Source organism: Nonomuraea zeae, from assembly GCF_005889725.1.
In the GTDB taxonomy this organism is placed as follows: domain Bacteria; phylum Actinomycetota; class Actinomycetes; order Streptosporangiales; family Streptosporangiaceae; genus Nonomuraea; species Nonomuraea zeae.
In genome coordinates this window covers 1-24,760 of sequence record NZ_VCKX01000108.1, presented here as the reverse complement: position 1 = coordinate 24,760, position 24,760 = coordinate 1, and the positions used below count along the sequence as shown (strand labels likewise).

23 protein-coding genes are annotated in these 24,760 nt (G+C 73.0%); 3 read left to right on the top strand and 20 right to left on the bottom strand.

Translation table 11 applies throughout. From position 1 onward, the window contains the following. Positions 1 to 32 precede the first annotated feature (32 nt). The 5 genes from ETD85_RS30500 to ETD85_RS30480 form a co-directional block, all read right to left on the bottom strand. A complete protein-coding gene (locus ETD85_RS30500) occupies positions 33 to 980 on the bottom strand; it encodes an aldo/keto reductase (protein ID WP_138693248.1) in 948 nt (315 codons plus the stop codon). A gap of 69 nt (positions 981 to 1,049) precedes the next feature. Further along, positions 1,050 to 1,892, bottom strand: coding sequence for a CU044_5270 family protein (locus ETD85_RS30495; protein ID WP_138693247.1), 843 nt, complete (start codon positions 1,890 to 1,892; stop codon positions 1,050 to 1,052). Then, positions 1,885 to 2,457, bottom strand: coding sequence for an RNA polymerase sigma factor (locus ETD85_RS30490; protein WP_138693246.1), 573 nt, complete (start codon positions 2,455 to 2,457; stop codon positions 1,885 to 1,887). Before ETD85_RS30490 ends, ETD85_RS30495 begins: the two co-directional genes overlap by 8 nt. A gap of 109 nt (positions 2,458 to 2,566) precedes the next feature. Beyond that, entirely contained in the window at positions 2,567 to 3,037 is a 471-nt protein-coding gene (locus tag ETD85_RS30485) for a GNAT family N-acetyltransferase (RefSeq protein WP_206058741.1), read from the bottom strand. Between the two features lie 39 nt (positions 3,038 to 3,076). Further along, the gene (locus ETD85_RS30480; protein ID WP_138693245.1) at positions 3,077 to 4,258 is read right to left on the bottom strand and encodes a phospholipase D-like domain-containing protein; all 1,182 of its coding nucleotides are present in this window, start codon (positions 4,256 to 4,258) and stop codon (positions 3,077 to 3,079) included. A 154-nt stretch (positions 4,259 to 4,412) separates the two neighbouring features. Between ETD85_RS30480 and ETD85_RS30475 the strand changes: the two genes are divergently transcribed. Together ETD85_RS30475 and ETD85_RS30470 are read left to right on the top strand one after the other, a co-directional pair. Beyond that, positions 4,413 to 4,625 (top strand): hypothetical protein, encoded by a 213-nt coding sequence (locus ETD85_RS30475; protein WP_138693244.1) that lies wholly within the window; start codon positions 4,413 to 4,415, stop codon positions 4,623 to 4,625. Positions 4,626 to 4,659: 34 nt separating this feature from the next. Next, complete coding sequence (locus tag ETD85_RS30470) at positions 4,660 to 6,147, top strand: serine/threonine-protein kinase (protein ID WP_170246917.1); 1,488 nt, start codon at positions 4,660 to 4,662, stop codon at positions 6,145 to 6,147. Positions 6,148 to 6,600: 453 nt separating this feature from the next. On the opposite strand, the gene ETD85_RS30465 is transcribed toward ETD85_RS30470, so the two are convergent. From ETD85_RS30465 to ETD85_RS30395, 15 genes are all read right to left on the bottom strand, one after another. Continuing rightward, complete coding sequence (locus ETD85_RS30465; RefSeq protein ID WP_206058740.1) at positions 6,601 to 8,376, bottom strand: tannase/feruloyl esterase family alpha/beta hydrolase; 1,776 nt, start codon at positions 8,374 to 8,376, stop codon at positions 6,601 to 6,603. A 61-nt stretch (positions 8,377 to 8,437) separates the two neighbouring features. Continuing rightward, positions 8,438 to 9,229 (bottom strand): ABC transporter ATP-binding protein, encoded by a 792-nt coding sequence (locus ETD85_RS30460; protein WP_206058746.1) that lies wholly within the window; start codon positions 9,227 to 9,229, stop codon positions 8,438 to 8,440. A 52-nt stretch (positions 9,230 to 9,281) separates the two neighbouring features. Beyond that, the gene (locus tag ETD85_RS30455; protein WP_206058738.1) at positions 9,282 to 10,055 is read right to left on the bottom strand and encodes an ABC transporter permease; all 774 of its coding nucleotides are present in this window, start codon (positions 10,053 to 10,055) and stop codon (positions 9,282 to 9,284) included. Continuing rightward, positions 10,052 to 10,882, bottom strand: coding sequence for an ABC transporter permease subunit (locus ETD85_RS30450; protein ID WP_206058737.1), 831 nt, complete (start codon positions 10,880 to 10,882; stop codon positions 10,052 to 10,054). Before ETD85_RS30450 ends, ETD85_RS30455 begins: the two co-directional genes overlap by 4 nt. Further along, the gene (locus ETD85_RS30445; RefSeq protein ID WP_138693240.1) at positions 10,879 to 11,859 is read right to left on the bottom strand and encodes an ABC transporter substrate-binding protein; all 981 of its coding nucleotides are present in this window, start codon (positions 11,857 to 11,859) and stop codon (positions 10,879 to 10,881) included. Before ETD85_RS30445 ends, ETD85_RS30450 begins: the two co-directional genes overlap by 4 nt. Before the next feature lie 425 nt (positions 11,860 to 12,284). Beyond that, the gene (egtE, locus tag ETD85_RS30440) at positions 12,285 to 13,568 is read right to left on the bottom strand and encodes an ergothioneine biosynthesis PLP-dependent enzyme EgtE (protein ID WP_240779535.1); all 1,284 of its coding nucleotides are present in this window, start codon (positions 13,566 to 13,568) and stop codon (positions 12,285 to 12,287) included. Continuing rightward, positions 13,565 to 14,545, bottom strand: a complete 981-nt coding sequence (gene egtD / locus ETD85_RS30435) for an L-histidine N(alpha)-methyltransferase (RefSeq protein WP_240779534.1) — start codon at positions 14,543 to 14,545, stop codon at positions 13,565 to 13,567. Before egtD ends, egtE begins: the two co-directional genes overlap by 4 nt. Positions 14,546 to 14,564: 19 nt before the next feature. Next, positions 14,565 to 15,284, bottom strand: a complete 720-nt coding sequence (gene egtC, locus ETD85_RS30430; protein WP_138693238.1) for an ergothioneine biosynthesis protein EgtC — start codon at positions 15,282 to 15,284, stop codon at positions 14,565 to 14,567. A gap of 1 nt (position 15,285) precedes the next feature. Beyond that, complete coding sequence (egtB, locus tag ETD85_RS30425) at positions 15,286 to 16,578, bottom strand: ergothioneine biosynthesis protein EgtB (RefSeq protein WP_138693237.1); 1,293 nt, start codon at positions 16,576 to 16,578, stop codon at positions 15,286 to 15,288. After that, a complete protein-coding gene (gene egtA, locus ETD85_RS30420) occupies positions 16,575 to 17,822 on the bottom strand; it encodes an ergothioneine biosynthesis glutamate--cysteine ligase EgtA (RefSeq protein WP_138693236.1) in 1,248 nt (415 codons plus the stop codon). The genes egtB and egtA overlap by 4 nt, the downstream gene beginning before the upstream one ends. A gap of 222 nt (positions 17,823 to 18,044) precedes the next feature. Further along, entirely contained in the window at positions 18,045 to 18,257 is a 213-nt protein-coding gene (locus tag ETD85_RS30415; protein ID WP_240779533.1) for an anti-sigma factor family protein, read from the bottom strand. 139 nt (positions 18,258 to 18,396) lie between these two features. Continuing rightward, the gene (locus ETD85_RS30410; RefSeq protein WP_240779532.1) at positions 18,397 to 19,035 is read right to left on the bottom strand and encodes an RNA polymerase sigma factor; all 639 of its coding nucleotides are present in this window, start codon (positions 19,033 to 19,035) and stop codon (positions 18,397 to 18,399) included. Between the two features lie 300 nt (positions 19,036 to 19,335). Then, positions 19,336 to 19,692: a PRC-barrel domain-containing protein gene (locus tag ETD85_RS30405; protein WP_138693234.1), complete on the bottom strand. Its 357-nt coding sequence runs from the start codon at positions 19,690 to 19,692 to the stop codon at positions 19,336 to 19,338. 83 nt (positions 19,693 to 19,775) lie between these two features. Further along, positions 19,776 to 21,497 carry a hypothetical protein gene (locus ETD85_RS30400; protein WP_138693233.1) on the bottom strand — a complete coding sequence of 574 codons (1,722 nt, stop codon included), beginning with the start codon at positions 21,495 to 21,497 and terminating at the stop codon, positions 19,776 to 19,778. Position 21,498: 1 nt separating this feature from the next. Further along, the gene (locus ETD85_RS30395) at positions 21,499 to 24,228 is read right to left on the bottom strand and encodes a hypothetical protein (RefSeq protein WP_206058735.1); all 2,730 of its coding nucleotides are present in this window, start codon (positions 24,226 to 24,228) and stop codon (positions 21,499 to 21,501) included. A gap of 90 nt (positions 24,229 to 24,318) precedes the next feature. Between ETD85_RS30395 and ETD85_RS30390 the strand changes: the two genes are divergently transcribed. Beyond that, positions 24,319 to 24,732, top strand: a complete 414-nt coding sequence (locus ETD85_RS30390; RefSeq protein ID WP_138693232.1) for a CoA-binding protein — start codon at positions 24,319 to 24,321, stop codon at positions 24,730 to 24,732. Positions 24,733 to 24,760 lie beyond the last annotated feature (28 nt).

Below are 24,760 nucleotides of genomic sequence, written 5' to 3'. Positions count from 1 at the left end.
CCGGGAGGCGTCCCGCGCCTCCCGGGCCGGGGTCAGTCGTCGACGGTGGAGGGCGGCGTGCCCAGTGCGTCCAGCTCGGGCCAGAAGTCGTCGGGGATCGTGGTCAGGCGCAGCTTCTCCAGCTGCTCGATCCGCTCGGGCCGGCTCACGCCGACCACCGTGGAGTGGATCAGCGGGCAGCGCATCGAGAAGTGCAGGGCCGCCGCCGACAGGTCGATCGACCACGTACGGCACAGCTCGCGGGCGCGCTCGGTCCAGGCCAGCAGCTCCGGCGAGGCCTCCCGGTAGGCGTAGCGGGTGCCGCGCCCGGCCAGCAGGCCGCCGCCGAACGGGGCCGCGTTGAAGACGCCCATGCCGCGCCGCGCCGCCTCGGCCATCAGCGCCTCGGCGCGCCGGTCGACCAGGGTGTAGCGGTTGTGCGTGAGCAGCACGTCGAAGGCGCCGCTGGTCACGTACCGGGTCATGAGCCCGATCTCGCCGGCGGCCACGCCGATCGCGCCGACCAGCCCCTGCTCGCGCAGCTCGACCAGGCCCTGCACGGCCCCGCCCGGCGCCAGCGCCTCCTCCACCGTCACCGTGTACGGATCGTGCAGGTGCAGCAGCGGCAACGTCTCCAGCCCAAGCCGCGCCGTGCTCTCCTCGAAGGAGCGCCAGACGCGATCCCGGTCGAAACGGCCCGTCTCCGGGTCGGCGTCAGCCTTGGTGACGACGCTGCGCCCGGCGGGCAGCCCGTGTTCCGCGATCGCCCGCCCGAGCGCGGTCTCGCTGCGGCCTCCCGCGTAGTTGTTGGACGTGTCGATCACCGCGTACGGGCCCGCGAGCAGCGTCCGCGCCAGCTCCGCCGACTCCGGCGCGGGCGAGCCGTCCGGCTGCGGCGGGTTGCCCAGAAACGAGGTGCCCAGGCTTATCGAGCTGACCGAGAGCCCGGTGCCGCCGAGCGGGCGCACACGATCAACAGAATGGTCATCAGAGAAGGTCATGGGGCCTATCCTCCCCATTTCCAGCCCCCATGGCGATTCCGCCGAACCGGCCGGCCCGGCCGCTGCCCCCTAGCGGGGAGGCTGGTCCGTCCAGCCGGTGGTCACCTTGATGAATCTCGTGCTCAACGACGCGCTCCCGTCGATGCCGGCGAGATAGTTGGTACGCGTCACCTGCCCCGTCTCGGGATCGACGACCAGCTTGATCTCCCACGTGGTGTCAGAAGAGGGAAACCGCAGCTCCTGCCCGCCTTCGACCGCACCCATGCTCTTCACTGCCGGATTCGTGGCGAGTGCCTGGAACGCCGCGGCCCGGACCTCCGGCGGCGCCGGCAGCTCCGAGATCAGCGAGAGAAGCGAGAAGAGAGGGTCGCCGCGCTGCTCCGATACGGTCATGGCACTGTCACGCCCCTTGAGCCGGGTGAGCCACGCCTTCAACGCCTCGGGCTCCGCCGGCAGCCTTTCGAGGTCCTCGAAGCTCACCTCGGCTCCCTTGAGTACGAGCGAGGCCCGGTCAGGTACGACGACGCCGGGAGGGTCACCCGGAGCGCCCTTGGACCAGCGCCGCCCGTCGCGCGTGGTCCAGCTCTCCTGGCGCCCCACGTCCTGCATCTCACGTTCGACGTGCCAGTAGGTTCCGGCACCTTGGGGCGTGCGTTCCGCGCTGGCAGCGGCCATGAGCAGGACCTCCCTGCCTGAGACCGGTGCGGCGGCCGGCGCGATCACGCCCGTGACCAGCAGGGCCACGACCGCCGCGGCGGCGGTGGCCAGGGTGAACGCGGGCACCCGCCACCCGGTCCGGCGCCGCGCCCGGCCTCGCATCCGGTCCTGGAGCCGGCCTCTGCTGCGCGTGATCGCTTCGGCGGGCGGCTCGGGCTTGGCCAGGAGGGTGGCGAGTGCGGTCAGATCATCCATTTGCGGTCTCCTGGTCGATGAGAGCGTGGATCTTCGCGCGCGCTCGGCTGAGCCTGGAGCCCACCGTGCCGGCGGCGATGCCGAGCGCTTGGGCCACTTCGTCGTAGCTGAGCTGGCCCAGGGCCACCAGCAGGAGAGCGTCGCGCTCCCCGCCGGACAGCGCGGCGAGCCCCTTGGCCAGGTGCGGCTGCATGCGCTGAGCGGCGACGGAGGCGACGACCCGGTTCTCGTGGCCTTCTGCGGCGGGCTCGGGACCGAGCCGGGCCAGTGCCCGGTAATGGCGGCTCTCCTTGCGCCGGTGCCTGGCGATCAGGTTGGTGGCGATGCCGAACAGCCAGGGCCGCAGTCCCCCGCGCTCCGGGTCGAACCGGTCGCGCCGGTCGAAGGCCAGCAGGAACGTCTCGGCCGTGATGTCCTCGGCGATCTGCGTGTCCAGCCGGCCGGCCGCGTACAGGTAGATGTCGCGGTAGTAGCGGTCGTGCACGGTGGTGAACAGGTCGGGGTCGCGCCGGTACCGGGCGACGAGCTCGGCGTCGGTGACCTGTTCGCCCGCGTCGGCGATCACGTTGTTGTCTCCGTCATCGGCCTGCCTTCATGAGTGATGGTGACGATCACTCACTCTTCGCCGGATGCCCGGATCGTCTTCCCGCGAGTCCGTCGTGGTCGGGCGGAGCTCACGACATCGTGGGAGACCGCCGGCCGGGCGGGCTCACGTAGTGGTGGACCAGGGCGGGCTCGCCCGCCGCGTTGAGCCAGCCGGCGCGGCTGCTGCCGACCCGGCGCCAGCCGGACCTCTCGTAGAACGCGATGGCGGCCAGGCCCTCGGAGGAGACCTCCAGCTTGAGCGGGACGGGCACGGCGGCGCGTACGGCGTCGAGCAGCAGGGCGGCCAGGCCGCGGCCACGGGCGGCGGGGACGACGAACAGGCGGGTGACCTCCATGTCAGGGGTGAGCGCCACGTGCCCGAGCACGGCCCCCGCCTCGACCGCGATCCAGGCCCTGAGCCCGTCGCCCGGCGTCAGCCAGCCGGCCGGATCGTCCGGCCAGTCCACGGGATAGCGGTCGGCCGCCTGGACCTGGGCGAGAGCTTCGACGCATGCGTCCAGGTCGGCACGGCTCCTCGGCCGGATCTTCAGGCTGTTCACCCGAGAGAGCCTAGGTCACCCCGCGGGCGTGTCAGCCGGTCACAGGAAGCGCCTGATCGGGACGACGGCGGCCTCCTGGACGCGCTGCAGGGTCGGGCGGCGCCGCCAGCGGGCGGGGTCGATGGGCACGCTCTGCTCCAGATCTTCGTCGAAGTGCGCGTCGAGCTGCTCGGTGAGGCCGGCGTCCAGCACGGCGAGCATGACCTCCTCGTCGTGGTCGAGCGAGCGGCGGTTGATGTTGGTGGAGCCGACCAGGCTGGCGATGCCGTCCATGGTGAGGACCTTGGCGTGCATCATGGTCGGCTGGTAGTGCCACAGCCGCACCCCGCAGGCGGTGAGGTCCTGGTAGAAGCGCTGGCCGGCGAGCTGGCACACGCGCTTGTCGGTGTGCGGGCCGGGCAGCAGGATGTCGATCTCGACGCCGCGCCCGGCCGCCTGGCACAGCAGGTCGATGAAGTAGCGGTCCGGCGCGAAGTAGGCGGTGGCCAGGCGCAGCCGCTCCTGGGCGGAGGCGATCACCACGCGCAGCAACGTCTGCATGTCCTGCCAGCCGACGCTGGCCGAGCCGCGCACCACCTGTACGACCGAGGTGCCGTCCTGCGGGTGCTCGGGGAACTGGTCGTGGTCGTCGAACAGGGCGCCGTCGTGGCACTCGGCCCAGTTCTGCGCGAAGGCGGCGGCCAGGCCGTCCACGGCGGGGCCGGTGAGCTGCACGTGGGTGTCGCGCCATTCGCCGGGACCGCTGGCGTTGCCGCACCATTCCTCGGCGATGCCGACGCCGCCGGTGAAGGCGGTCTCCGCGTCGACGACGAGCACCTTGCGGTGGCAGCGATGGTTCTGCTTGAACGGCGACAGCCACAACGGCTTGCGGAACCAGGCGATGTGAACGCCTGCGCGGTCCATCGCGTCCAGCAGGTTCTGCTCGATCAGCCGCCCGCCGAACCCGTCCAGCAGCAGCCGCACCCGTACGCCCTCCGCGGCCTTCTCGGCCAGCGCGGTGGCGAAGTCGTGCGCGATCTGACCGCGCCAGTAGACGAACGTCATCATGTCGACCGTGTGGCGGGCCTGGCGGATCGCGGCCAGCATGGCGGGGAAGATCTCATCGCCGTTCCGCAGCACCGACAGGGTGTTGCCCTCGGTCGCGGCGACGCCGATCAGACGCTCCAGCCGGCGGCGCAGCCGCTGGACGCGCTCATCACCGGCCGTCTGGGGGAGCAGCATCGATGTTCACCTTTCCAAAATGATCACAATGTGGTGCCACGCGGGGACTTCCCCAGCTTGGCCGGGGAAAACGCCGGAGCTGCGCCCGCCCGGCCTTGCGCCGAGCTGATCATGCCTCTAAGTTAGGCCCAGTAACTAAGGGAAGGCGTGCCTCATGGAGACCGGCGGGCGCACGGCCGGCCTCGCCCTCCGTGACGCGGCCGACGCCGGGATCCGGGTCGGCATGGCCGGGCCGTCGGGCATCCGGCTCCCTGAGCAGACACCCCCGGAGGACGTCTTCGTGCTGATGCTCACCGCGGCCGCCGAAGGGCCGGGCGCCCAGCTCCCGCCCGGCCGGCCGATCGCGTACCTGAGGGCAGCGCTCTGAGCGCCACCGGGTGCGCCGCCGCCGAGGAGGCGCGGTGCCCGAGCTAGCGAGCCTGGTCCCGGGCGATCCCGCCACGACCGGCCCCTACCGCCTCGAAGGGCGGCTCGGATCGGGCGGGCAGGGCACGGTGTACGCGGGCCGGGGCCCCGACGGCGTCCTCGTCGCGATCAAGCTCCTGCATCCCCACCTGATCACCGACGGCCAGGCCCGCGCGCGGTTCCTGCGCGAGGTGGAGACGGCCAAGCGGGTCGCGCCGTTCTGCACGGCGCAGATGCTCGACACCGGCTTCGCCGAGGCCAGACCGTACATCGTGAGCGAGCTCGTGGACGGGCCCTCCCTGCAGGATTCGGTACGGGAGAACGGCCCGCGCGGCGCGGCGGCGCTGCAGCGGCTGGCGATCAACACCGCGACGGCGCTGGCCTCGATCCACGCGGCCGGGGTGGTGCACAGGGACTTCAAGCCGGGCAACGTGCTGCTCGGCCCCGACGGGCCGGTGGTGATCGACTTCGGCATCGCCAAGGCGCTTGACCTGAGCCAGTCGCTCGTCAGCAGCCAGCCGATCGGCAGCCCCGCCTACATGGCGCCGGAGCAGATCGCGGACGGTGAGGTGGGGCCGCCCGCCGACCTGTTCGCCTGGGCCGCGACCATGTACTACGCGGCCACCGGCAACCGGGCCTTCGGCGGCGAAGCCATCCCCTCGACCCTGCACGCGGTCCTGCAGAGCGAGCCCGACGTGAGCGGGCTGGAGGTGCGCTTCCGCCGCCTGCTGCAGGAGTGCCTGGCCAAGGACCCGTCCCGGCGGCCCACCGCGGCCCAGGTGGTCGAACGCCTCCGCGCGCTGCCCGTGCCCGCCTGGCAGAGCGTCCCGGCGGGGACGGCCGGTCGCCGGCGTACGCTCGCCGTGGCCGCGGGAGCCGCGGCCCTCGTCGTCACCGCCGCCTGCTTCTACGCCCTGGGGCCCGCCACGGCCCAGCAGCAGGCGGCCGGCCCGGCCCTGAGCCCTTCGGTGTCCCCACCCGCCGCGACCCCGATGACGACGGGCAGCCGTACGCCGCACCCGGAGGCGTCCCTCAGCGCGATGATGGGCGAGGAGGCCGACCTCGCCCGCAGCCCTGCCGCCGCGGCACCGACCAAGGCACCCCGCACGCGTACGACGGCCACGCGCGAGCCGGATCCGACGCCGGACGGCAAGCACACGGTCGCGCCCACGACGGCCCGGCCGTCGCCGAAACCGACCGCCAAGTCGACGCCGAAGCCGTCTTCCAGCAAGGAGACCACCGCCCCGCCGAAGCTCCCGCCCTCGACGGGCACGCTCACCTGGAACGACGTCACCGAATACTGCAAGACGCAGGGCTACACCTCCTACTCGTACGGAGGCTGGGCCGACCTGCGGTGCGCGGGGTCCGACACGAAGCTCGACCCGTCGGCGCTGTGCCGCTGGAAATATCCGGACTACGCGCGGGCGGAGGGTGAGCTGCCGGCCAACATGTTCGTCCCCAGCGCCACCTGCCACCTGTCCTGACGCGCGACCTCGACACAGCCCCCACCTCAGCCCCGACCGCATGCAACACGCCGTCGCCGGGTCAGGGTTCGGCTGGCGCGGGGCCGGACCTGCACGTTGCGCAGGACAAGCCGGCGCTTCGACGCCGCGCACCCCTCGATGCCCGCCAGGCTCGCCCCGTACGCAGCCGGCGACGAGGGGTTCTTCGTCCACGAGACCGGCGACAGCGGGACGGGGGAAGTTCGCGGCCGTCCTCAGCGGGCTGGGGGCACCGGCTCCGGCTTCATGACGGCCGCGGAGGCGGACGGTCCTCCCCTGCTCGCTGCCGGCGGACCCGGCCTCGCCCCACCACGCCGGCCTGACCGAGCGGTTCTCCCGGGGCGGTGGGTCACCGGGTCCGAGATCGCCTCGGACCCGGTGCCGCTCCCGGCCACGCCGTGCTCGGGAGCGCGGATCCCGCGCTGGGATCCGGGCTCAGTCGCGGGTCGTCCCGCGGCGGGTGAGCCAGGTCTCGGACGGCCGGCAGCGGAGCTCCGTGCCCTCTGCCGTGCACCACGTCTGGTAGCCGTGGGAGTACAGCCGCTCGCCGAGCCAGCGGTAGTCGGCGCGCGGCTCCTGGCGCGGCGTGGCGGCGACGAAGTTCGCCGCGTCGTCGGCGCTGCCGGTGCCGTCGTAGCGGGCGACCGCGGGGTAGGGGTAGACCGGCCGGGTACGCGTCACGGCGCCGCCGGTGACGTTCGACGCGATGATCTTCCCGGGCGGCCGGCCGCTCTCCGCCCACGCCATCACCGGGGTGAGGATGTCGAAGGTGTTCGGCCCCTCGCCCCCGCCGCAGTGCGCGACGCCGGGGAAGAGGTAGAGCCGGGTGAAGCTGTCCACGGCCTTCGCGCCCATCGTCCTGCGCAGGGCGTCGTGGTAGGCGAGCGTGCTCCGCGGCGCGATGTGCTGGTCGTTCCAGCCGTGCCAGAGCAGCAGTTTCCCGCCGCCGCGCTGGAAGCGGCCGAGGTCCGGGTCCATGGCGGACAGGTAGGAGGCGGACTGCATCGTGTTCCAGAACGACTCGGCCGTGAACTTCAGGTCGGCGAGCTGCCAGTCCGGGTTCACCACGTTCGGGTAGGCCAGGTAGCGGGCGAAGCTCAGCACGAAGCTCTCGCTGCCCACCCGCTGGCCCTGCGCCGCCGGCACGAACAGCGTCCAGTCGAGCTCGGAGCCCCATTCGTGGGCGACCGCCGGCTCCAGCCGCCGGCCGCGCCCGTCGACCGCGCCGTCGTGCAGCCGGCGGACCACGGCGGCCTCGGCCGGCGACAGGCACGTCGCGGGATCCTGGCCGGCCGCGCACACCAGCGTGCCGGGGTCGAAGCCGCAGCGCCGCGGGTCGCCGAGCACGCCGTCCCGCAGGCCGTCCAGCCCGTCGCAGGCGGCCAGGACGGCATCGTGGATCAGCGGGAGCCGGCCGGCGAGCAGGATGGAGTCGCCGTTCCGGTCGCGGTTGGCCAGGACGTTCCACGCGTGGTGGAAGGTGTTCTGGACGACCATGTTGTTCGCCGGGGCGCCGGCCGCGATGCCGTCGAAGTCGCCGGGGAAGCGCTGGGCCTCCATCAGCGCCTCCCGGCCGCCGTCGGAGCAGCCGTTGAAGTAGGAGTAGGCCGGCGGGCGGCCGTAGAACCTGGTGATGATCGCCTTGGCGACCTCGGCCGTGACGTGCACGCCGCGGTAGGCGAAGTCGATCTGCGCCTGCGGGTTGCCCGCCGCCCACGAGCCGTCGTTCTGGCCCTGGTGGCCCATGTCGGTCGTCGCGCTGGCGACCGTGCCGTCCGCGATCGGCGGGCAGGTGGCCGCCTGCGGGTAGCCGATGTTGGCGCTGCCGCACAGGCCGCCGCAGCCGGTCTGCACGTAGCGCTGCGTCCAGCCGTTGACGGGCAGGCGCAGGACGATGATGTCGGCGGGGGCGATGGTCCCCCTGACGTCGCAGTAGGGGGCGGGCGCGCCCGTGGTGACGACGGCCGCCGACCGGATCGTGACCGGCGCGTCGGTGACGCCGCCCAGGTCGAGGCCGGTCAGGCCGGCGCAGTCCAGCACCGGCGGCAGCGCGGGCAGATTGGCCAGGCCCGCCGCCGTGAACGCCGGCTCCGCCGGTTGGGCGCCGGCCGTGCCGCCCGCGCTCACGGCGGGCGCCAGGGCCAGCGTCAGGGCCAGTGCCAGGGCCGCGACGGTGAGGCACCGTTTCGTCCTGCCCAAGAGATCGCGCACGTTGCCTGGGAGATCGCGCACGTTGCCTGAGAGATCGCGCAAGGGACGACCGCCTTTCGGATCAGGCTGACTGAGGGGCCGGGCGTTGACCGCTCTTGGCCCGCTGGACGAGCTCGTAGACGTGGGCCCGGAGCTCGGCGAAGCGGGGCAGCGAGCGGGTGGTGAGCTGGTCGCGCTCGTCCGGCAGGTCGATGACGACGTCTTCGAGCACGACCGTCGGCGAGTTGGACAGGACGACGACCCGCTCGCCGAGGTAGACGGACTCGTCGATGTCGTGGGTGACGAACAGGACGGTGACGCCGAGGCGCCGCCACAGGGAGCGGACGAGGTCTTCGAGATCGGCGCGGGTCTGGGCGTCCACGGCGGCGAAGGGCTCGTCCATGAGCAGGAGGTGCGGCTCGTAGGCGACCGCGCGGGCGATGGCCACGCGTTGCTGCATGCCTCCCGACAGCTGCCAGGGGTGGGCGCCGTGCACGTCGGACAGGCCGACCGCCTCCAGCGCGTCCTCGACGAGCCGCCTTCGCCCGGCCTTGGGGACCTTCTTCTCCTTCAGCGGCAGCTCGACGTTCTGGCGCACGGTCATCCAGGGGAACAGGCTGCGGCCGTACTCCTGGAAGACCACGGCCATGCCGCGCGGCGGGCCGGTGACCCGCTCGCCTTCGAGCACCACCTCGCCCGAGGTGCTGTCCAGCAGCCCGGCGATGCATCTGAGCAGGGTGGTCTTGCCCGCGCCGGACGGGCCGACGATGCAGACCAGCTCGCCGGACCCGACGGTGAAGGTCAGGTCGCGGACCGCCTCGACGCTGCGGCCCCTGCCCTCGTAGACCTTCTTCAGCGCGCGGACGTCCAGCATCGTGGTGGTGCTCTCCGGGCGCGCGGCGGCGCCGACTGGTGTGGTGGTCATCTCAGCCCTCTCGCTGTGACATGCGCAGACCGGTGTACCAGCGCAGGAGCCGGGCCTCCGCCCACCGGAAGATCATCGACAGGGCGATGCCGATGAGCCCGAGCAGGATGATCCCGGTCCACATCTGCGGGATGGCGAAGCTGCGCTGGAACTGGATGATGGTGAAGCCCACGCCGTTGCTCGCGGCGAACATCTCGCTGATCACCATCAGGATGATCCCGATGGACAGCGCCTGCCGCGCGCCGGCGGCGATCTGCGGGCTGGCTCCCCGCAGCACCAGGTGGATCAGCCGCGAGCGGCGGCGCATCCGGTAGCTGCGGGCGGTGTCGCGCAGGACCTCGTCCAGCGCGCGGACGCCCTCGACCGTGTTCAGCAGCACCGGCCAGACGCAGCCCGAGACGATCACCAGGACCTTCATCCCGTTCCCGATGCCGGCGAACAGCATGAGGATCGGCACCAGCACCGGCGGCGGGATGGCGCGGAAGAACTCCAGGACCGGCTCCAGCAGGCCGCGCAGCGCGGGCGACGAGCCGATGGCGGTGCCGAGACCCACGCCCAGCGCCACCGCCACCAGGTAGCCGGCCAGCAGCCTGGCCAGGCTGGGCAGCACGTCGTCGGCGAACCGGCCGGTGAACCAGGTCTCGCCGAACGTGCCTGCGATCTGGCTCAGCGGCGGCCAGAAGAAGTTCGTGCTGTCCGCCGTCGCCGTCCACCAGGCCGCGACCAGCAGCACCGGTACGGCCAGCAGCAGCAGGATCCTGCGGGCCGCGCTCACGACGCCGCCTCCCTGCGGATCGAGGGATGCCAGCGCAGTGCCCGGCGCTCGATGGCCCGTGCGGCCACGTTGACCGCCACGCCGATCAGGCCGACCACGATGACCAGGGCGTACATCGACGCCACCGCGCCGGAGGTCTGCGCCACCGCGATCTGCTTGCCGAGCCCGGGCGAGCCGATGATCAGCTCGCCGGTGATCTCCAGGATCAGCGCCACCGCGGCGCTCAGGCGGAAGCCGGTCATCACGTACGGCAGCGCGGTCGGCCAGATCACCGTGCGCACCTGGGTCAGCGGCCGGAACCGGTAGGAGCGGGCGGTCTCCCTGGCCACCGGGTCCACGTCCTGGACGCCGTAGAGCACCTGTACGAGCACCTGCCAGAAGGCGGCGTACACCACCAGCAGGAGCGTCGAGCGCATGTCGGTGCCGAACAGCAGCACGGCCAGCGGGATGAGCGCCACCGAGGGGATCGGGCGCAGGAACTCGATCGTCGAGTTCAGCGCCGCCCGCACCAGCGGGACAGCGCCGATCAGGATGCCCAGCACCACGCCCGCGGCCATCGCGATCGTCAGGCCGGCGGCCCAGCCGCGCAGCGTCTCCAGCAGCGACTGCCAGAACTCCGCCGTGGCGCCCTGCTCCGCCAGGGCCGCCACCATGGCGCTGAACGGCGGCAGGTAGCGCTCGTCCACCAGCCCGGTCCTGGGCGCCGCCTCCACCACCGCGACCAGCCCGGCCAGGCCGATCCCGCCCAGGAGCCAGGCGGGCGGCGTGCGGTGACGGCGTCCACGCCGGCCCCGGCCGGGCGTGCCCGCCGTCACCACCGCCGTCACGGAAGGAGCCCGCTGAGGTCGGGGGCGGTCTGGATCAAGCCGTCCTGCACGGCGAGCTTCGACAGCGTCTCGAGCGACTGGCTGGTGATCTCCGCCGGATACTTCGGCAGCGTGAGCGAGCCGGTCAGCGCCGGGTCGATCTTGGTGTACGTGAGCAGGACCTTGCGTACCGCGTCCGGGTTGTCCGTGGCGTACTTCAGGGATTTCCGCATCGCGGACGTGAAGCGCTTGACCAGGTCGGGCTTGGCGGTGGCGGTCTGCTGGGAGGTGAAGTAGCCGGCGATGGTCAGGTCGGGGGCGGTGTCCACGTAGTTCGAGGCGATCACGCGGTCGCCGTTCTTCTTGGCCGTGGCCAGAAACGGCTCGACGACCTGGGCCGCGTCCACGTTGCCCTGGTCGAGGGCGGCGAGCATGTCGGGGAAGGCCAGCTCGGTGAAGCTGACGTTCTTGGCGTCCCCGCCGGCGGCCCGGATCGAGGCTCGTACGGTGGTGTCGTTGATGTTGTTCAGGGTGTTGACCGCGACGCGCTTGCCGGCCAGGTCGGCGGCGGACTTCAGCGGGCTGTCCGCCTTGACCACCACCCCGCCGAAGTCCTTGCCCTGGGCGCCCGTCGAGCCCGCGCCGGGCGCGACGACCTTGAGCGGGAGCCCCTTGGACTTGGCGACGATCAGCGAGGTGAAGTTGCTGAACCCGAACTCCACCTGGCCGCTGACGACGGCGGGGACGATCGCGGCGCCGCCCTGGGCGGAGACGAGTTCGAGCTTCAGCGCCTCCTCGGCGAAGAACCCCTGCTGGTTGCCGAGGTAGATCGGCGCCACGTCGATGATGGGGATCACGCTGACCTTCACCGTGGTGGCGCCGGCCGGGGAGCCGGCCGAGGAGGAGGTCCCGGGGCCGGCGGAGGGGGTCTGCCCGCCGCCGCAGGCGGCGAGCAGCAGAAGGGAGGCGGCGGCCAGGGCCGCGCGAGCTTTGATCACAGTGCTTCTCCAGGGCGTCGGTCAGGGGGTGTGGAGATCAACGTCGGCGCTTCGCCTCCTTTCGGCGGCGGAGACGTCGCCCGTCCGTGCACGCGGTCGCCGGCGATCTCGCCCAGGCCTGGTCGGGAGATCGTCAACGGGTTGAGCAACGATATCGTTGACAATATCGCCTACTATCGCCGCGTCACAACCGCCATCTACGTCCGGTGCGCGCCCGTCCCGCCGCCTGCGGACGCGCCGGAGCCGGCCGCGCAAGGAGGCTTTCCGGGCTGGAGAATTGCCGGAGGCGTGCTCGTACGCTGGGATGTCACCCTGGTCGCGCCGTCACTCCGGCCACCCGGATCGGGGCGGCACGCCGGAGGAGGATTTCCCCCGCGAGCGATTGATGACAATATTGCATACATCCAAGGTCGGGCTCGCCGAGGTCAGGAAGAGACGAGGACGCGGGCCAGGGCCTGGAGGGTCTCCGCCGGCGTGCCCGGCGGCGGGGAGACGCGCAGCACGGGCTCGCGCAGGTCCAGCGGGGCCCGCGCGGTCGGCACCACGCTGACCAGCAGGGATGCCGTGCCGGCCCGCGCGGCGGCGCGCTCGGCCGTGTCACCGGGCGGCGGCCTGAGCGTGACGAGTGCGGACGGCTCGTCGAGCGGCTCGGCCACCCGCCAGCCGCCGGCCCCGTCGAGCACGTGGCGTGCCGTGCGGCCGAGTGCGGCCAGGTGCTCGTACACCGCGGCCGGGCCGAGCGCGTGGTGCTCCAGCACCGCCGTGCCGAGCCCGATCCTGGCCCCGATCGCCGCCTCCGCGCTCTCGTAGCGGGCCGCGCCCGGCAGCGGCGCGACGCCCTCCGGCGCGGCCTCGTCCCAGAGGTGCCCGCCGAGCGCGGGGGCCGCGGCGTCCATGGCGGGGGTGAGGCCGGGCACGATCAGGAACCCGGCTCCGCGCGGCCCGGCCAGCCACTTGCGCGAGGTGCCCACGTAGGCGGTCGCGCCGGCCCCTCGCACGTCCACGTGCCCGAGCGACTGGCAGACGTCCAGCACGTACGGGACGCCGGCCGCGCGGCACAGCTCGCCGATCTCCCGCGCCGGCTGGACGGTGCCGCGGTGGGAGGCGATGTGCGAGACGATCACCAGATCCAGGCCCGCGGCCAGGCCGGCCTCCAGGTCCTCCAGGGCCATGCGCCCGTCGCCGTCCACGGGCAGCACGGCCGGCTCCCAGCCGTACCTGGCGGCCAGCCGGCGCAGCAGCATCAGCGTGCTGCCGTACTCGGTGCGCGGGAACCCGACACGGGGGGCGCGGCCGGCCCGGCGCCCCGTCAGCCGCCACCCGCCGAGCAGCGCCGCCATCGCCGCCGTGCCGCTCTCCAGGAACGCCACGTCCGCCGGGCCGGCGTCGGCCAGGGCCGCCAGGGCCGATCGAGGCGCGCCGAGCCCGGGGACCGCCCGGTAGCCGCCGCGCTCCCGCTCCAGGCGCAGGTGCGTCACGACCGCGTCCAGCACCCGGTCGCTGGGCACGTTGCAGCCGGCCGCGTCGAGGTGCCCAGGAGGCGCCGTCCTGCGCGCGGCCCGCCAGGCGTGGGCGATCCGTCCCTGCCCGGCGATCGGCCCGCTCCCCCAGGCGCCCCGGTGCCGGCCGTTCCCGGCGCCCGCGCCGGCCCGGCCCTCGCCGTTCCCGCCAGGCTCACCCGCCCGGGCTCCGGCGGGTGCGGGGGTCACGGAGCGGCCAGGACCAGGGTGAAGTCGCCCTCGGGGTCCGTGAAGCGGCGGCGCACCCCGAACCCGGCCGCCGCCAGCTCCTCCCGCAGCCCCTCGGGCCGGAACTTCGCGCTGATCTCCGTCCGCATCTCCTCCCCTTCCTCGAACGAGACGTCCAGGCCGAGCGCGCCGACCCGCACCCGCATGTCCCTGGTGGCCCGCAGCCGCATCTCGATCCACTCCTGGCGCTCGTCGTACAGGGCCACGTGCTCGAACGCCTCCGGGTCGAAGTCGGCCGCGAGGTCTCGGTTGATCACCCGCAGCACGTTGCGGTTGAAGGCGGCGGTGACCCCGGCCGAGTCGTCATAAGCCGCCACCAGCCGCCCGGTGTCCTTCACCAGGTCGGCCCCGAGCAGGAACGTGTCCCCCGGCCGCAGCGTGGCCCGCAGCTCCTTCAGGAACACCGCCCGCGCGGCCGGCTCCAGGTTGCCGATCGTGCCGCCCAGGAAGGCCACCATCCGGCGGCCGGTGCGCGGCAGCAGCGCCAGATGGCGCTCGAAGTCGGCGCACACCGCCTGCACGGTGAGCTCGGGGAAGCGCCCGGCCAGCCGCCGCGCCGCCGCCACGAGGGTCACCGCGTCCACGTCCACCGGCGTGTACGCGCGCAGCCTCCCCGCTTCGTCCATCGCCTCCAGCAGCAGCTCGGTCTTCTCGCTGGTGCCCGAGCCCAGCTCGACCAGCGTGTCCGCGCCGGAGGCCGCCGCCAGGTCCGCGGCTCTGGAGCGCAGGATGGCCAGCTCGCGCCGGGTCGGGTAGTACTCGGGCAGCCGCGTGATGCGGGAGAACAGCTCGCTGCCCGCCTCGTCGTAGAACCACTTGGGCGGCAGCCACTTGGGCGAGGCGCTCAGGCCGGTCCTGACATCGTGTTCGAGCGCCTGGCGCAGGTAGTCCTGGTCAAGATGGTTGATCACACGAACGGTCGACTGGCTGACGGGCACGGGGCCTCCAGGTGAGAGATCACAATGGCTGTACGCGTACATCCGTCGCGGTGACGGTCAGCAGGCTGCGCTCGGGCACGGCCTGCCATCCGGGCAGGTCGTCGAGCGGCTCGCTGGCGACGCGCACGCCGTCGGGAAGTCGGTGATGGAAGAGCGTGTCGCCCCAGACGGTCGCGACGATGGACGCGCCGTCGCAGGCGAGCAGGTTCAGGCGGGCCGCCGGGTCCTTGGTCCCGGCGCGTACGACGACCTCGGCCAGCGCCTCGCCCAGCCCCATCCCGGCGCGCCCGCGCAGGAACACGGCCGCCGCCACCCAGGCCGCGTCGCACGCGCTCTCGGCGCGGTCGGGCAGGTCGTCGGCGAGGTCGCGCAGCGCGTCCCTGACGACGCGCCCGTTGTGGCTGAGCAGCCACGTCCCGTCGGTGAACGGCGCCGTGGCGCTCTCCTCGATCGGCATGCCCACGGTGGCCGAGCGCACGGCGGCCAGCAGGCAGGTCGAGCGGGCGACCTCGGCGAGCGCGGGCAGGTTGGCGTCGGTCCAGATGGGCACGGCGCGCCGGTAGCGCACCGGCTCGGGGCGCGCGGGGTCGTACCAGCCCATGCCGTAACCGTCGGCGTTGACCAGGCCGGCCCGCTGACGGCGCGGCGCGTAGGACTGCGTGAGCAGCCCGTGCTCCGGCTCGTGGATGAGCCAGGTGAGCGGCCGGGCGGCGCCCAGCCAGGCCGCGTGCCTGCACATCTCAGCCCCGCTCGGATCGGGCGCAGCGGAAGCCGGTGAAGATCTGCCGGCGGATCGGATAGTCCCAGTTCCGGAACGTGGTCCGCACCGCGGCCGGATCGGCCGCCCACGAGCCGCCGCGCAGCACCCGGTACTCCTGGCCGAAGAAGACCTCGCTGTACTCCTTGTAAGGGAAGCTGCGGAAGCCGGGGTAGGGCTGGAACCAGGAGGAGGTCCACTCCCACACGTCGCCCACCATCTGCTCGGTCCCGTACGGGCCGGCCCCCGCCGGGTAGGCGCCCAGCGGGGCGGGATGGGCGGCGCGGTGGCCCAGGTTCGCCCGCTCGGCGGTGGGCTGCTCCTCGCCCCACGGATAGCGGCGCGCCCGCCCGGCCACCGGGTCCCAGCCGCAGGCCTTCTCCCACTCCGCCTCGGTGGGCAGGCGCTTGCCCGCCCAGCGGGCGTAGGCGTCGGCCTCGTACCAGGACACGTGCTGGACCGGCTCGTCCATCGGCACCGGCTCGGTGCGGCCGAACCGGGTGCGCCACCACGCGTCGCCCTCCTTGACCCAGAACAGCGGCGCGGTGACGGCGCTGCGCTGCCGCCACTGCCAGCCCTCCGGCGACCACCAGCGCGGCTCGTCGTAGCCGCCCTCCTCGATGAACGCCGCGTAGGCGCGGTTGCCCACGGGGAGCCGGTCGATCCAGTAGCCGGGCAGGTCCACCTCGTGCGCGGGCCGCTCGTTGTCGTAGGCCCAGGGCAGCGTGCCGGTGCCCATGAGGAACGAGCCCGCCGGCACGTGCACCTCCTCGGGCCCCGAGCTGCGGCCCCGGGGCAGCTCCCCCTCGCGCACCAGGCCCGGCTGGCCCGACAGCTGCAGCGTGGCGAGCATGGTCTCGTCGTGCTGGTGCTCGTGCTGGATCACCAGGCCGAACACGAACCCGTCGCGGTGCAGCGGCTCGGGCCCCTCCAGGTCGATCGAGTCGAGGACGTCGAGTACCCGCCCGCGTACGCCCTCGATGTAGCGGCGGGCCTCGGCCGGGCCCAGGAACGGCAGGCCGGGGCGGTCCTTGCGCGGGGTCTTGAAGGCGTCGTAGATGTCGTCGATCTCGGGGCGCAGCGGCGTGATGCCCCCGGCCTCGCGCAGCACCCAGAGCTCCTCGTAGTTGCCCACGTGCGCCAGGTCCCACACCAGGGGCGACATCAGCGGCGAGTGCTGGCGGACGAGCAGGTCGTCCTCCGCCTCCGTATAGGCCAGTGACCGGTCGCGCACCGCGATGAGCTCGGCCGCGATCCGCTCCTTGAAGTCGTTCATCTGGGTCCTTCGTCGCTCAGCCAGGCCGGGACGCACCGTCCCGGCGCCGGAACCATCAGGTCGGCCGCCGGGGAGCGGCCGGTCGTCACATGCCGGTCGGCGAACGCGGCCACCTGCCCGGCCAGCGCCGCGTCCGCGCCCAGGCGGGGGAGCGCCTCCAGCGCGGCACGGAAGCACGTCTCGGCCGCCCGCCGCAGGCCCGGGTCGGCCAGCCCGCACCGCGCCGCCATCCCCCACGACTCCTGGTACGAGCCCGCGAACGGCTCCACGGCGGCCATCGCGGCGCCGGCGGCCCGGTCGTCGGCGACGAGCGCGTGGGTCACGGCCACGCACACCGGCCAGGCCGCCGGGTGCTGGGCGTCGAGGTAGCGGATCTCCAGCCAGCCCCTGGGCCGCACGGGCGGGAAGAGGGTCGTGGCGTGGTAGGCCAGGTCGGCGGCGGTGGGCCGGCGCCCGTCGCCCGAGTCCAGCCAGTCGCGGAACGTCGAGCCGTCGCGTACGGGGCGGCAGCGCTCGCCGTCCTCGCGTACCAGCATGAGCCGGGCGTCCAGCAGGTATTCGGCCCAGTCGGCGGCCGGGTCGGCGCCGGGGCCGCCGGAGGCGGGCACGGGGGCGGTCCTGGAGCGGTCGAGGTGGTCCCAGACGGCCTGGCGGCCGGACATCCAGCCGCTCGGCCGGCCCCCGGTCAGCGGCGAGTTGGCGAAGGCCGCCATCAGCACCGGGCCGAGCGCGTGCGCCCGCTCCCAGCGCTCCGACGGCCGCTCCCCCAGGTCCAGGTTGACCTGGATGGAGGCGGTCGAGCACATCATCAGCGGGCCGTAGGGCACGCCGAGGAACTCGGCCATCGCCTCGTAGCGGGGCAGGGTCAGCTGGCGGCGGGCCGGGCGCAGCGGGTCGAGGCCGACGCCGGCCAGCGCCAGCCCCGCCGGGCGCAGGGCGTCGCGCACGGCGGTCACGTCGGCCTCCATGCGGGACAGCGCGTCAGGCAGCACGCCCGCCGGGCCGGACAGTTCGAGCTGGCCGCCCGGCTCGAACGTCACCCGGCTGCCGCCGGGCAGCGCCGGCAGCGCCCGTTCCACCCTGGCCAGCGGGACGTGCCTGTGGGCCTCCGTGCTGTCGAAGACCAGGAATTCCAGCTCCACGCCCACCAGGTCCGCGGTGGACGGGCGGAAGCACCGGCGCGCGAAATCCGCCACCTCTGAGGCGTCCAGCAGCGGTGTGCCCTCGGCCGTCAATCCGATCATCGTCTTTCCATCGCGTGGCGCATGCATCTACAGACCCGCGAGCCGCGCGATCGTTACAGACGGATTTTTCGCCGACAGGCCGGGATGAGCGGAACGCGGCCGGACGAAGGGGGCTCAGGGCCCGTTGACGTGCGGCGACGCGCGCTCAGGCGAGGCCCGGCGACACCTGCCAAGGCGAGCACGGCGGCACCTGCCGGGCGAGTACGGCGGCGCCCGCGCCGGTCAGGTGCGGCGCCGCTCCCGGAAGGCGGACAGCAGCCGGTCGCGCACGTCGGCGGGCAGCTTCTCCGGCGGCGGGTCCCCGAGGGCCCTGATGCTCGCACGGAGCTGCTCGACGTAGCGCCGGCAGCCCTCACAGCACGCCAGGTGGGCTCGTACGCCGTCCCGCTCCGCCGGGTCGAGGGCAAAGTCGAGGTAGGCGGTAGTGAGTTCCACCAGTTCGTCACAGGTGAACCGCTTCACGACGTTGACCGCCCTATCTGCTGGAATGAACCGCTTCACTTATTGTGCCGCTCCACGGCCGGAAAGGGGGCGTAAAGCGATCGTGTTCTTCTCGGTGGGGCGCAGCCGCGAGCTAATCGGGCTGCTTCACGGACTCGAAGTAGTCGGCGAGCCAGCCCCGCACCGCCTCACGGGCGCGGTGCAGCAGGACCCGCTGGTTGGCCGCGGAGATCTCCAGCATCTCGCAGACCTCGTCGGAGGAATAGCCTTCCACGTCGCGCAGAGTGAGCACGACCCGCTGCCGCGGCGGCAGCCTGGCCAGCGCCTCGGCGATCAGCCCGCGCATCTCGGCGGCCAGCGCCTCGCCCTCGGGCGTCGGCCAGGCCGCGGGCGTCTCGCGCCAGCCGCCTTCGGGCACGGGACCGTGCCACTTGTCGCCGCCGCGGTCGCCGTCCGCCTCGAAGAAGCTCCACGGCAGCGTGCGGCTTTCCCGCACGCTGCGCTTCTTCGCGGTGTTGATCAGGATGCGGTAGACCCACGTCTTGACCGAGGAGCGGCCCTCGAAGTCGTCGATCCCGCCGATCACCGCCAGCCACGTGTCCTGGACGACCTCCTCGGCGAAGGAGTCGGTGGTCACGTAGGACCTGGCGACTCGCAGCATGCCTCCGGACCAGGTGTCGAGCAGTGCCGCGAACATCGCCTCGTCTCCTGCGCGCAGAGCCGTCACGACGACGTCATCCGGGGGCAGCACCCCGCCCGCGAAAGACCGCACGATCGCTTCCCCTCCGGTCGAACGCTGGGACATCCATGGCATCGGGACCACCCCGGAGCCTGTGTCATCCCATAACGGGACGACACCACCCAAGCTAATCCTGCCCACTGACAACCTCAGGTCACGCGAATGGGATGAGGCTTGTGCGTATTCTCGGAGTGACAGGCCCTGACGGCACTCGGAGCACCGGCCCGTCGCCCGCGGACCGGCTCCGGCGACCTCGGCGACGACGTCGGCCGCCCTGCCGCACTTCCTGGCCGACCTCCTCCAGGCCCGCACGGCGCGCCAGGCCCCGGGTGGTCACATCGTGCCGGGGAACCTCGCGTAGTAGCCGCCGACCTCGTCGCGGTAGCGCGGGTCCTCGTGCGCGGGCTCGTGGTACTCCGGCGCGTTCTTGATCTCCTCCTTGGTGCGCGAGACGTACAGCTTGCGGTGGTCCTCGTCGATGCGCTCCACCGTGGCGGCGGGAAGCAGCACCTTCTTGCCGAACAGCCACGGGTGGACGTCCACGACGAGGTAGCTGTCACCGACCTCGTTGCTGGCCGCGTCCACCTTGCCGATCTTCCCGTCCTGCGCCTCCACCTCGTATTCGACCAGCTCCAGCCCTTCGTGCGTCCCGAGCTCCGGCCGGAACTTCCACATGCCCTCGATCGTCATGAGTCGTGCCTACCCGCCTGCCCGCGGGCCGGGGAGCCCGGTGCCGTTTCTTGGGCAAGAGGTGATCCCTCCGTGGAAGTCCGTCAGGGCGCCATCGTGGCCTCCATGAAGCTGATCGAGCCGGGATCCCTGGGGTCGCCGTGGATCTCCTCGCCGGCGAAGACCGCGAACTGGTGCCACCAGTCGACCAGCTTGTCCGGCGGGAACTGGGCGGCCGTCCAGGGCTTGGCGTCGGCGAAGACGTACTCCGCCCAGGGGTTGGCGGGGTTGGGCGGCGCGCGGAAGTAGCTGTCGCCCGCCTTGGGCCAGACGACCGGCTGCGCGCCGTGCCCGCGCAGAGCCCCGAGGAACTCGGGCGTCGGGGCGTGGCGCATCGCCGACGGGCTCCACACGATGCGTACCTGCAGTCCCGGGCCGCGCCCCGCGGCGCGGGCCTTGGCGGTGGCCAGCAGCCGGGCCTGTCCCGGATCGTCGAAGCGCACGGTGTCGAAGACGAGCGCCCGCGCCACGCCGGCGCGGTTGCCCGGGTCGTCGAGCAGCGCCCACAGCGCGTCGCCCGCGCTGCTGTACGCGCCCGCCCACACGTCCCGCGCCACCCGGAGCGTCCCCTTCGCCGGCGCGGCGAGCCCCGGCTGGGGCGGCTGCGGCGGGGCGATCTCCCCGGCCTCCAGCAACTGCTGCCCCGGCCCGCCGAACCCGCCCCTGGTCCACAGCAGCCTGATCGCGGCCGCCAGGCGGGCGGTGTTGCCCGGCCCGGCGTTGCCGCCGTAGCGGAAGACCGGGCTGTTCTTCTCGGGCACGGGCAGCAGCAGCACCCGCAGGGACCGGGTGTCGGAGACGAGCCGGGGCGCGGTCCTGTCCAGGGCGTGCTCCATGCCGCAGGGCAGGAACGCGTATCCGTTGAGCGGGTGGCCGGCGTCGGGGCTGTGGTCGAGGAGCTGGTGCCAGTCCGGCAGCCCCGTGATCTTGGTCTTGCCGGTCCTGGTGTGGCCCCGGAGCACGTACCGGCACAGGTTCCGCAGGCCGGTGGTCGCGTGGACCGGCGCGGAGAGCACGTCGGGCCAGGTCGAGGGGTAGGCGTAGGCGCTGGCGATGGGCCGGAAGAACACGTATCCGCCGACCGAGGTCTCGTCGGGCAGGTCCAGCTCGGGCGGCAGGCTCGCGAACCACAGCATGGGCGTGACCCGCGTGTTGAGCAGCACGCGCAGCCGGCCGGGGCGGTCGTTGCAGGCCGGCTCCAGGTACCAGGGGTTGAACCCGTCCTCGCGGTTGTTCTGGCAGACCCGGAAGTGCAGCGCCCACCACAGGTTGGTGGCGTCGAGGAACTCGGTGTCGATCTCCGGGGTGTCCCCGGCCGCCATCCGCAGGAGCGGGTGGCGGCCGAAGAAGCGCCGCAGGCCGGCCGGCTGCGTGCTCGGCACCTCCTGCAGCACCTCGCCTCCGCCGCCGCGCCGCCTGAGCTGCACGGCGAAGCGGTCGAGCTGGTAGGCGTCGGGCACGAGCACCCCCGGCCTGGCCACGGTGAGCCGCTGGACGACAGAGAGCGCTTCCTCGTCCTGCCCGGCCGCGCGCAGCCGGACGGTGAAGGTCAGCCGCAACCCCGCCGCCGTGTCGGGAACGGTGAAGGAGGCGGCCACCTCGCTGGCCGCGCCCGCCGCCGGGCACGGCCGCCCCGCCGCGGGATCGGCCCAGCCGGCCAGCTCGGCCGGTGCGAGGGCGCGCACCTCGACCTGTACCGCGCCCCGCAGCAGGGGATGCCCTTTCTCGCCGCGCCGCCGCCACCGGACGGTCGTCGTGAAGGCCATGTCAGAGCTGCTGCCCGGTCTTGGGGTCGTAGCGGACCTGCACCGCCACCACCTGGTCGGTCGGCAGGACCTCCACCCACTGGTCGAACACCTGGTACGGCGCCGCGGGCCGGAACCCGCCGTCCAGCGGGTCGAACCCGGTCTCGAAGACCTCCTCCGTCGCCAGCGTCCTGGTGACGTCGGTGTTGGCCGCCTGGAGGTCGGAGGCGAGCAGGTCGAGCACCTGGCCGACGGTCTTGCCCTGGTAGGCGGGCGGATCGCCGGGCTGCGCCGGGTAGGGCAGGGCGAGTCCGGCCTCGCCTTCGACGTTCGCCTGGGCCAGCCATTTGAGCGCCTCCAGCTCGTGGCCGGGCCGCACGGGCAGGACCGCCTTGGCCCAGGCCGCGTTGACGAACTCGTTGCGCCGCTCGTCGCCGTCCGCCTGGATCAGCCAGCCGAGCGAGCTGCCCAGCGGGGCCGGCCGGGTATGCTCGGTGACGAGGTAGTTGACCCGCCACTGCTTGGCGGGATGCTGCTGCTCGTCGAGGACGTTGCTGGCGTCGGTGTGCGCGTACCAGGTGAGCACGGTCTGCCCGCCGAGGACGGCGGGATCCTGCGCGTTCCAGGGCGGCGGCGGCACCGGGTACTTGCCGGTGCTGTCCGGTCCCGGGGCGGGCACAGCGGACGGGCGCCAGTAGTCGGGGGCGACGAAGTACAGCATCTCGTCCACGTCGAAGATCTGCCTGATCAGCTCGGAGCCGAGGTGGTCGTCCTCGAAGAGGCGCAGCTTGCGGATCAGGTGGCCGTAGACGGTCTGGCGCTCCTCGTCGCGCAGGTCCCGCGAGGGCCGCGGCCGCATGCCGCTGACCAGCCGCAGGCGGTCGCGCACCGCCGCCCCGTACGCCTCGTGCTGGAGCGCGGCGATGCGCCGGTCGTAGGCGTCCTGCGCGGCGGCGTTGGCCGCGTCCACGGCCTGCTGCGACTCGGGCGTCGGCGCGTAGACCATGACCGCGTCGAACGGCAGGAACTTGCGCCCCTCGAAGTTGGCGTAGGTCAGCCGGACCTTCAGCACGTTGGTCGCCGGGTCGGGGTTGACGCCGAGGTCGGCGGCGTCGGTGGTGAACCTGACCTGCGCGCCGTGGAAGTCGAGCATGCCGATCTTCTTCAGCACGCAGCCGGGCGGCGGGGGCGGCAGCGGGAAGTCGAACCTGAACTCGATGATGTCGTTCGCGCCCACGTCGGGGCGGAAGATGCCGTGGTTGATGTTCTCGGAGGAGGTCTGGTAGGTGTTCTCCGCCTCGTCGTCGGCCCCCTGGTAGAGCACGAACGGCACCGCGAGGTGGTGGGTGACCTGCTGGTCGGCCGGGCGGGGCGTGATCTCCGGCTTGGGCACCGCGGTCAGGTCGGGGGCGGTGACGACGTGCACCAGCTCGCCCAGGCCGAGCGCGCGGCCCGGCGCGTCGAGGTAGACCTGCCAGCTCAGCCGCGCCCCGATGTGCTGCACCTGGACGCCGACCTTGCGCATCTTGCGCCGCAGCTCGTAGTTGACCAGCTCGTCGGTGGTGTTCTGGACGACGTAGCGGCGGCTGGTGGTGTCGGTCGTCTCGGTGACCGTCTTGAACGTGGTCTTGAAGTTCCGCTTGATCTCGCTGGTGGCCTTGGCGCTCTGCGTGCGGGTGTGCTTGTGCGTCTGCTCCGAGGAGCGCTTGACCGTGGTCTGCAGCGCGAAGCTGGCGCTGGCGTCGGCGTGGTAGACGCCGGTGTCGACACCGCCGCTGGCGCTGACGCCGAGGTTGGTGTCGTTGGCGTTGTCCTCCTTGACCGCGTCGGCGAGGTCGTCCTGCTCGGTCAGGCTCTCCTCGACCCGGCGCGAGCTCTCCTCCGACTGCTCGGCGCTCTGCTCGATCAGGGTACGGCGGGTGCCGCTCTCGACCACCTCGACCGTCCCGCCCGGGCTGATCCACAGGTGGCCGGCCGGGCCGCCGAGGAAGGTGTCGAACTCGAAGAAGTACTGCCTGAACAGGTTGACCAGGCCGACCGGCGACAGCACGCCCTGTGCGAGCGCGTCGAACCGCGCGGCGAGCGCGACCAGCGCCTCCTCGTCCAGCCCGCCGGACGCTCCTTCGAGTGCCAGTGGCTCGCCGGCCAGGCCCCGCGCGGCGCGCAGCGCGCCCTGCTGGCCGAACCACCCGGCCAGCGGCTGGTAGACGCCGAACAGCTCGCTGGCGTAGGGCAGGGTGCCGGTGAAGTCGGCGGGCGGGCGCCCGTTGAACACCGGCGCGCCGGCCATCGGCCCGGTCATGACCTGGAGGGTCTGCGGCGTGGTGCCGGTCCCCGCGAGGTACGGCACCGACGCGAGCGACTGGCCCTGCGGGGCCTTGGCGACGAGCATCTCGTACGAGGAGTCCACCGACGGCGCGACGAACGAGATCGTCTGCGGGCCCGGCGAGGTGATCTGGCGGCCCGCGTACACGCGGCTGGAGGCGGCGTCGCGCAGCACGAACGTGCCGTCGAGCTGCGGCACGCCCGGGTACTGGTCGGGGCCGCGCACGTCCACCTGGCGCGGCAGCCCGAGCGCTACGCGCTGCCCGGGGTTGAGCTCCCCTCCCCCGCCGGGCCCCGGGTTAGTCGAGTCCACCCGATAGGACCAGATGCTGTATCCGGTGCCCGCCGTGGGCCCGGGAATCGCGGTCCGGCCCGCGAACGTGACGATCAGCACGTGCACCACTCCCCCTCGTACGATGTCCCCCATCGCCTCCAGGGTCCGGCGGGGCCGGGCGTGGCGCATGAGTAAGGCGTACTCAGACGGAAGTTCCCGGGGGCCGCGGGCGTTGCCTTGTTCATGGAGAACCGTTTCGCCGCAGAGGACGTCATCAAGCGCCTGCTCCACGAGTCGCGGACGTGGGCGTTCGTGGGCCTGAGCGACAACCCCGAGCGCACCGCCTACGACCAGGCCCGCCTGCTCCAGTCGCGGGGCAAGCGGATCGTCCCGGTCCACCCCGACGCCGAGAGCGTGCTGGGCGAGCCCGGATACGCCTCGCTGGCCGAGGTGCCGGGGACGGTGGACGTCGTCGGGATCTACCGGCGCTCGGAGTTCGCGGCGGAGGCGGTGGACGAGGCCATCGCGGCGGGCGCGGGGGCGGTGTGGCTGCCGCTCGGCGTGATCGACGAGGCCGCGGCCCAGCGGGCACTCGACGCCGGGCTGAGCGTCGTCATGGACCGCTGCCCGGGAGTCGAATGGGCGCTGCGCGCGTAACCGCGGCGCCGCTCAGGCGGCGGGCGGG

Bases quoted from the DNA above. Each gene is read 5' to 3' on its own strand.
- ETD85_RS30500 (WP_138693248.1), bottom strand. From the start codon at position 980: ATGACCTTCTCTGATGACCATTCTGTTGATCGTGTGCGCCCGCTCGGC.
- ETD85_RS30495 (WP_138693247.1), bottom strand. From the start codon at position 1,892: ATGGATGATCTGACCGCACTCGCCACCCTCCTGGCCAAGCCCGAGCCG.
- ETD85_RS30480 (WP_138693245.1), bottom strand. From the start codon at position 4,258: ATGCTGCTCCCCCAGACGGCCGGTGATGAGCGCGTCCAGCGGCTGCGC.
- ETD85_RS30475 (WP_138693244.1), top strand. From the start codon at position 4,413: ATGGAGACCGGCGGGCGCACGGCCGGCCTCGCCCTCCGTGACGCGGCC.
- ETD85_RS30460 (WP_206058746.1), bottom strand. From the start codon at position 9,229: ATGCTGGACGTCCGCGCGCTGAAGAAGGTCTACGAGGGCAGGGGCCGC.
- egtC (WP_138693238.1), bottom strand. From the start codon at position 15,284: ATGTGCAGGCACGCGGCCTGGCTGGGCGCCGCCCGGCCGCTCACCTGG.
- egtB (WP_138693237.1), bottom strand. From the start codon at position 16,578: ATGAACGACTTCAAGGAGCGGATCGCGGCCGAGCTCATCGCGGTGCGC.
- egtA (WP_138693236.1), bottom strand. From the start codon at position 17,822: ATGATCGGATTGACGGCCGAGGGCACACCGCTGCTGGACGCCTCAGAG.
- ETD85_RS30405 (WP_138693234.1), bottom strand. From the start codon at position 19,692: ATGACGATCGAGGGCATGTGGAAGTTCCGGCCGGAGCTCGGGACGCAC.
- ETD85_RS30400 (WP_138693233.1), bottom strand. From the start codon at position 21,497: ATGGCCTTCACGACGACCGTCCGGTGGCGGCGGCGCGGCGAGAAAGGG.
- ETD85_RS30395 (WP_206058735.1), bottom strand. From the start codon at position 24,228: ATGGGGGACATCGTACGAGGGGGAGTGGTGCACGTGCTGATCGTCACG.
- ETD85_RS30390 (WP_138693232.1), top strand. From the start codon at position 24,319: ATGGAGAACCGTTTCGCCGCAGAGGACGTCATCAAGCGCCTGCTCCAC.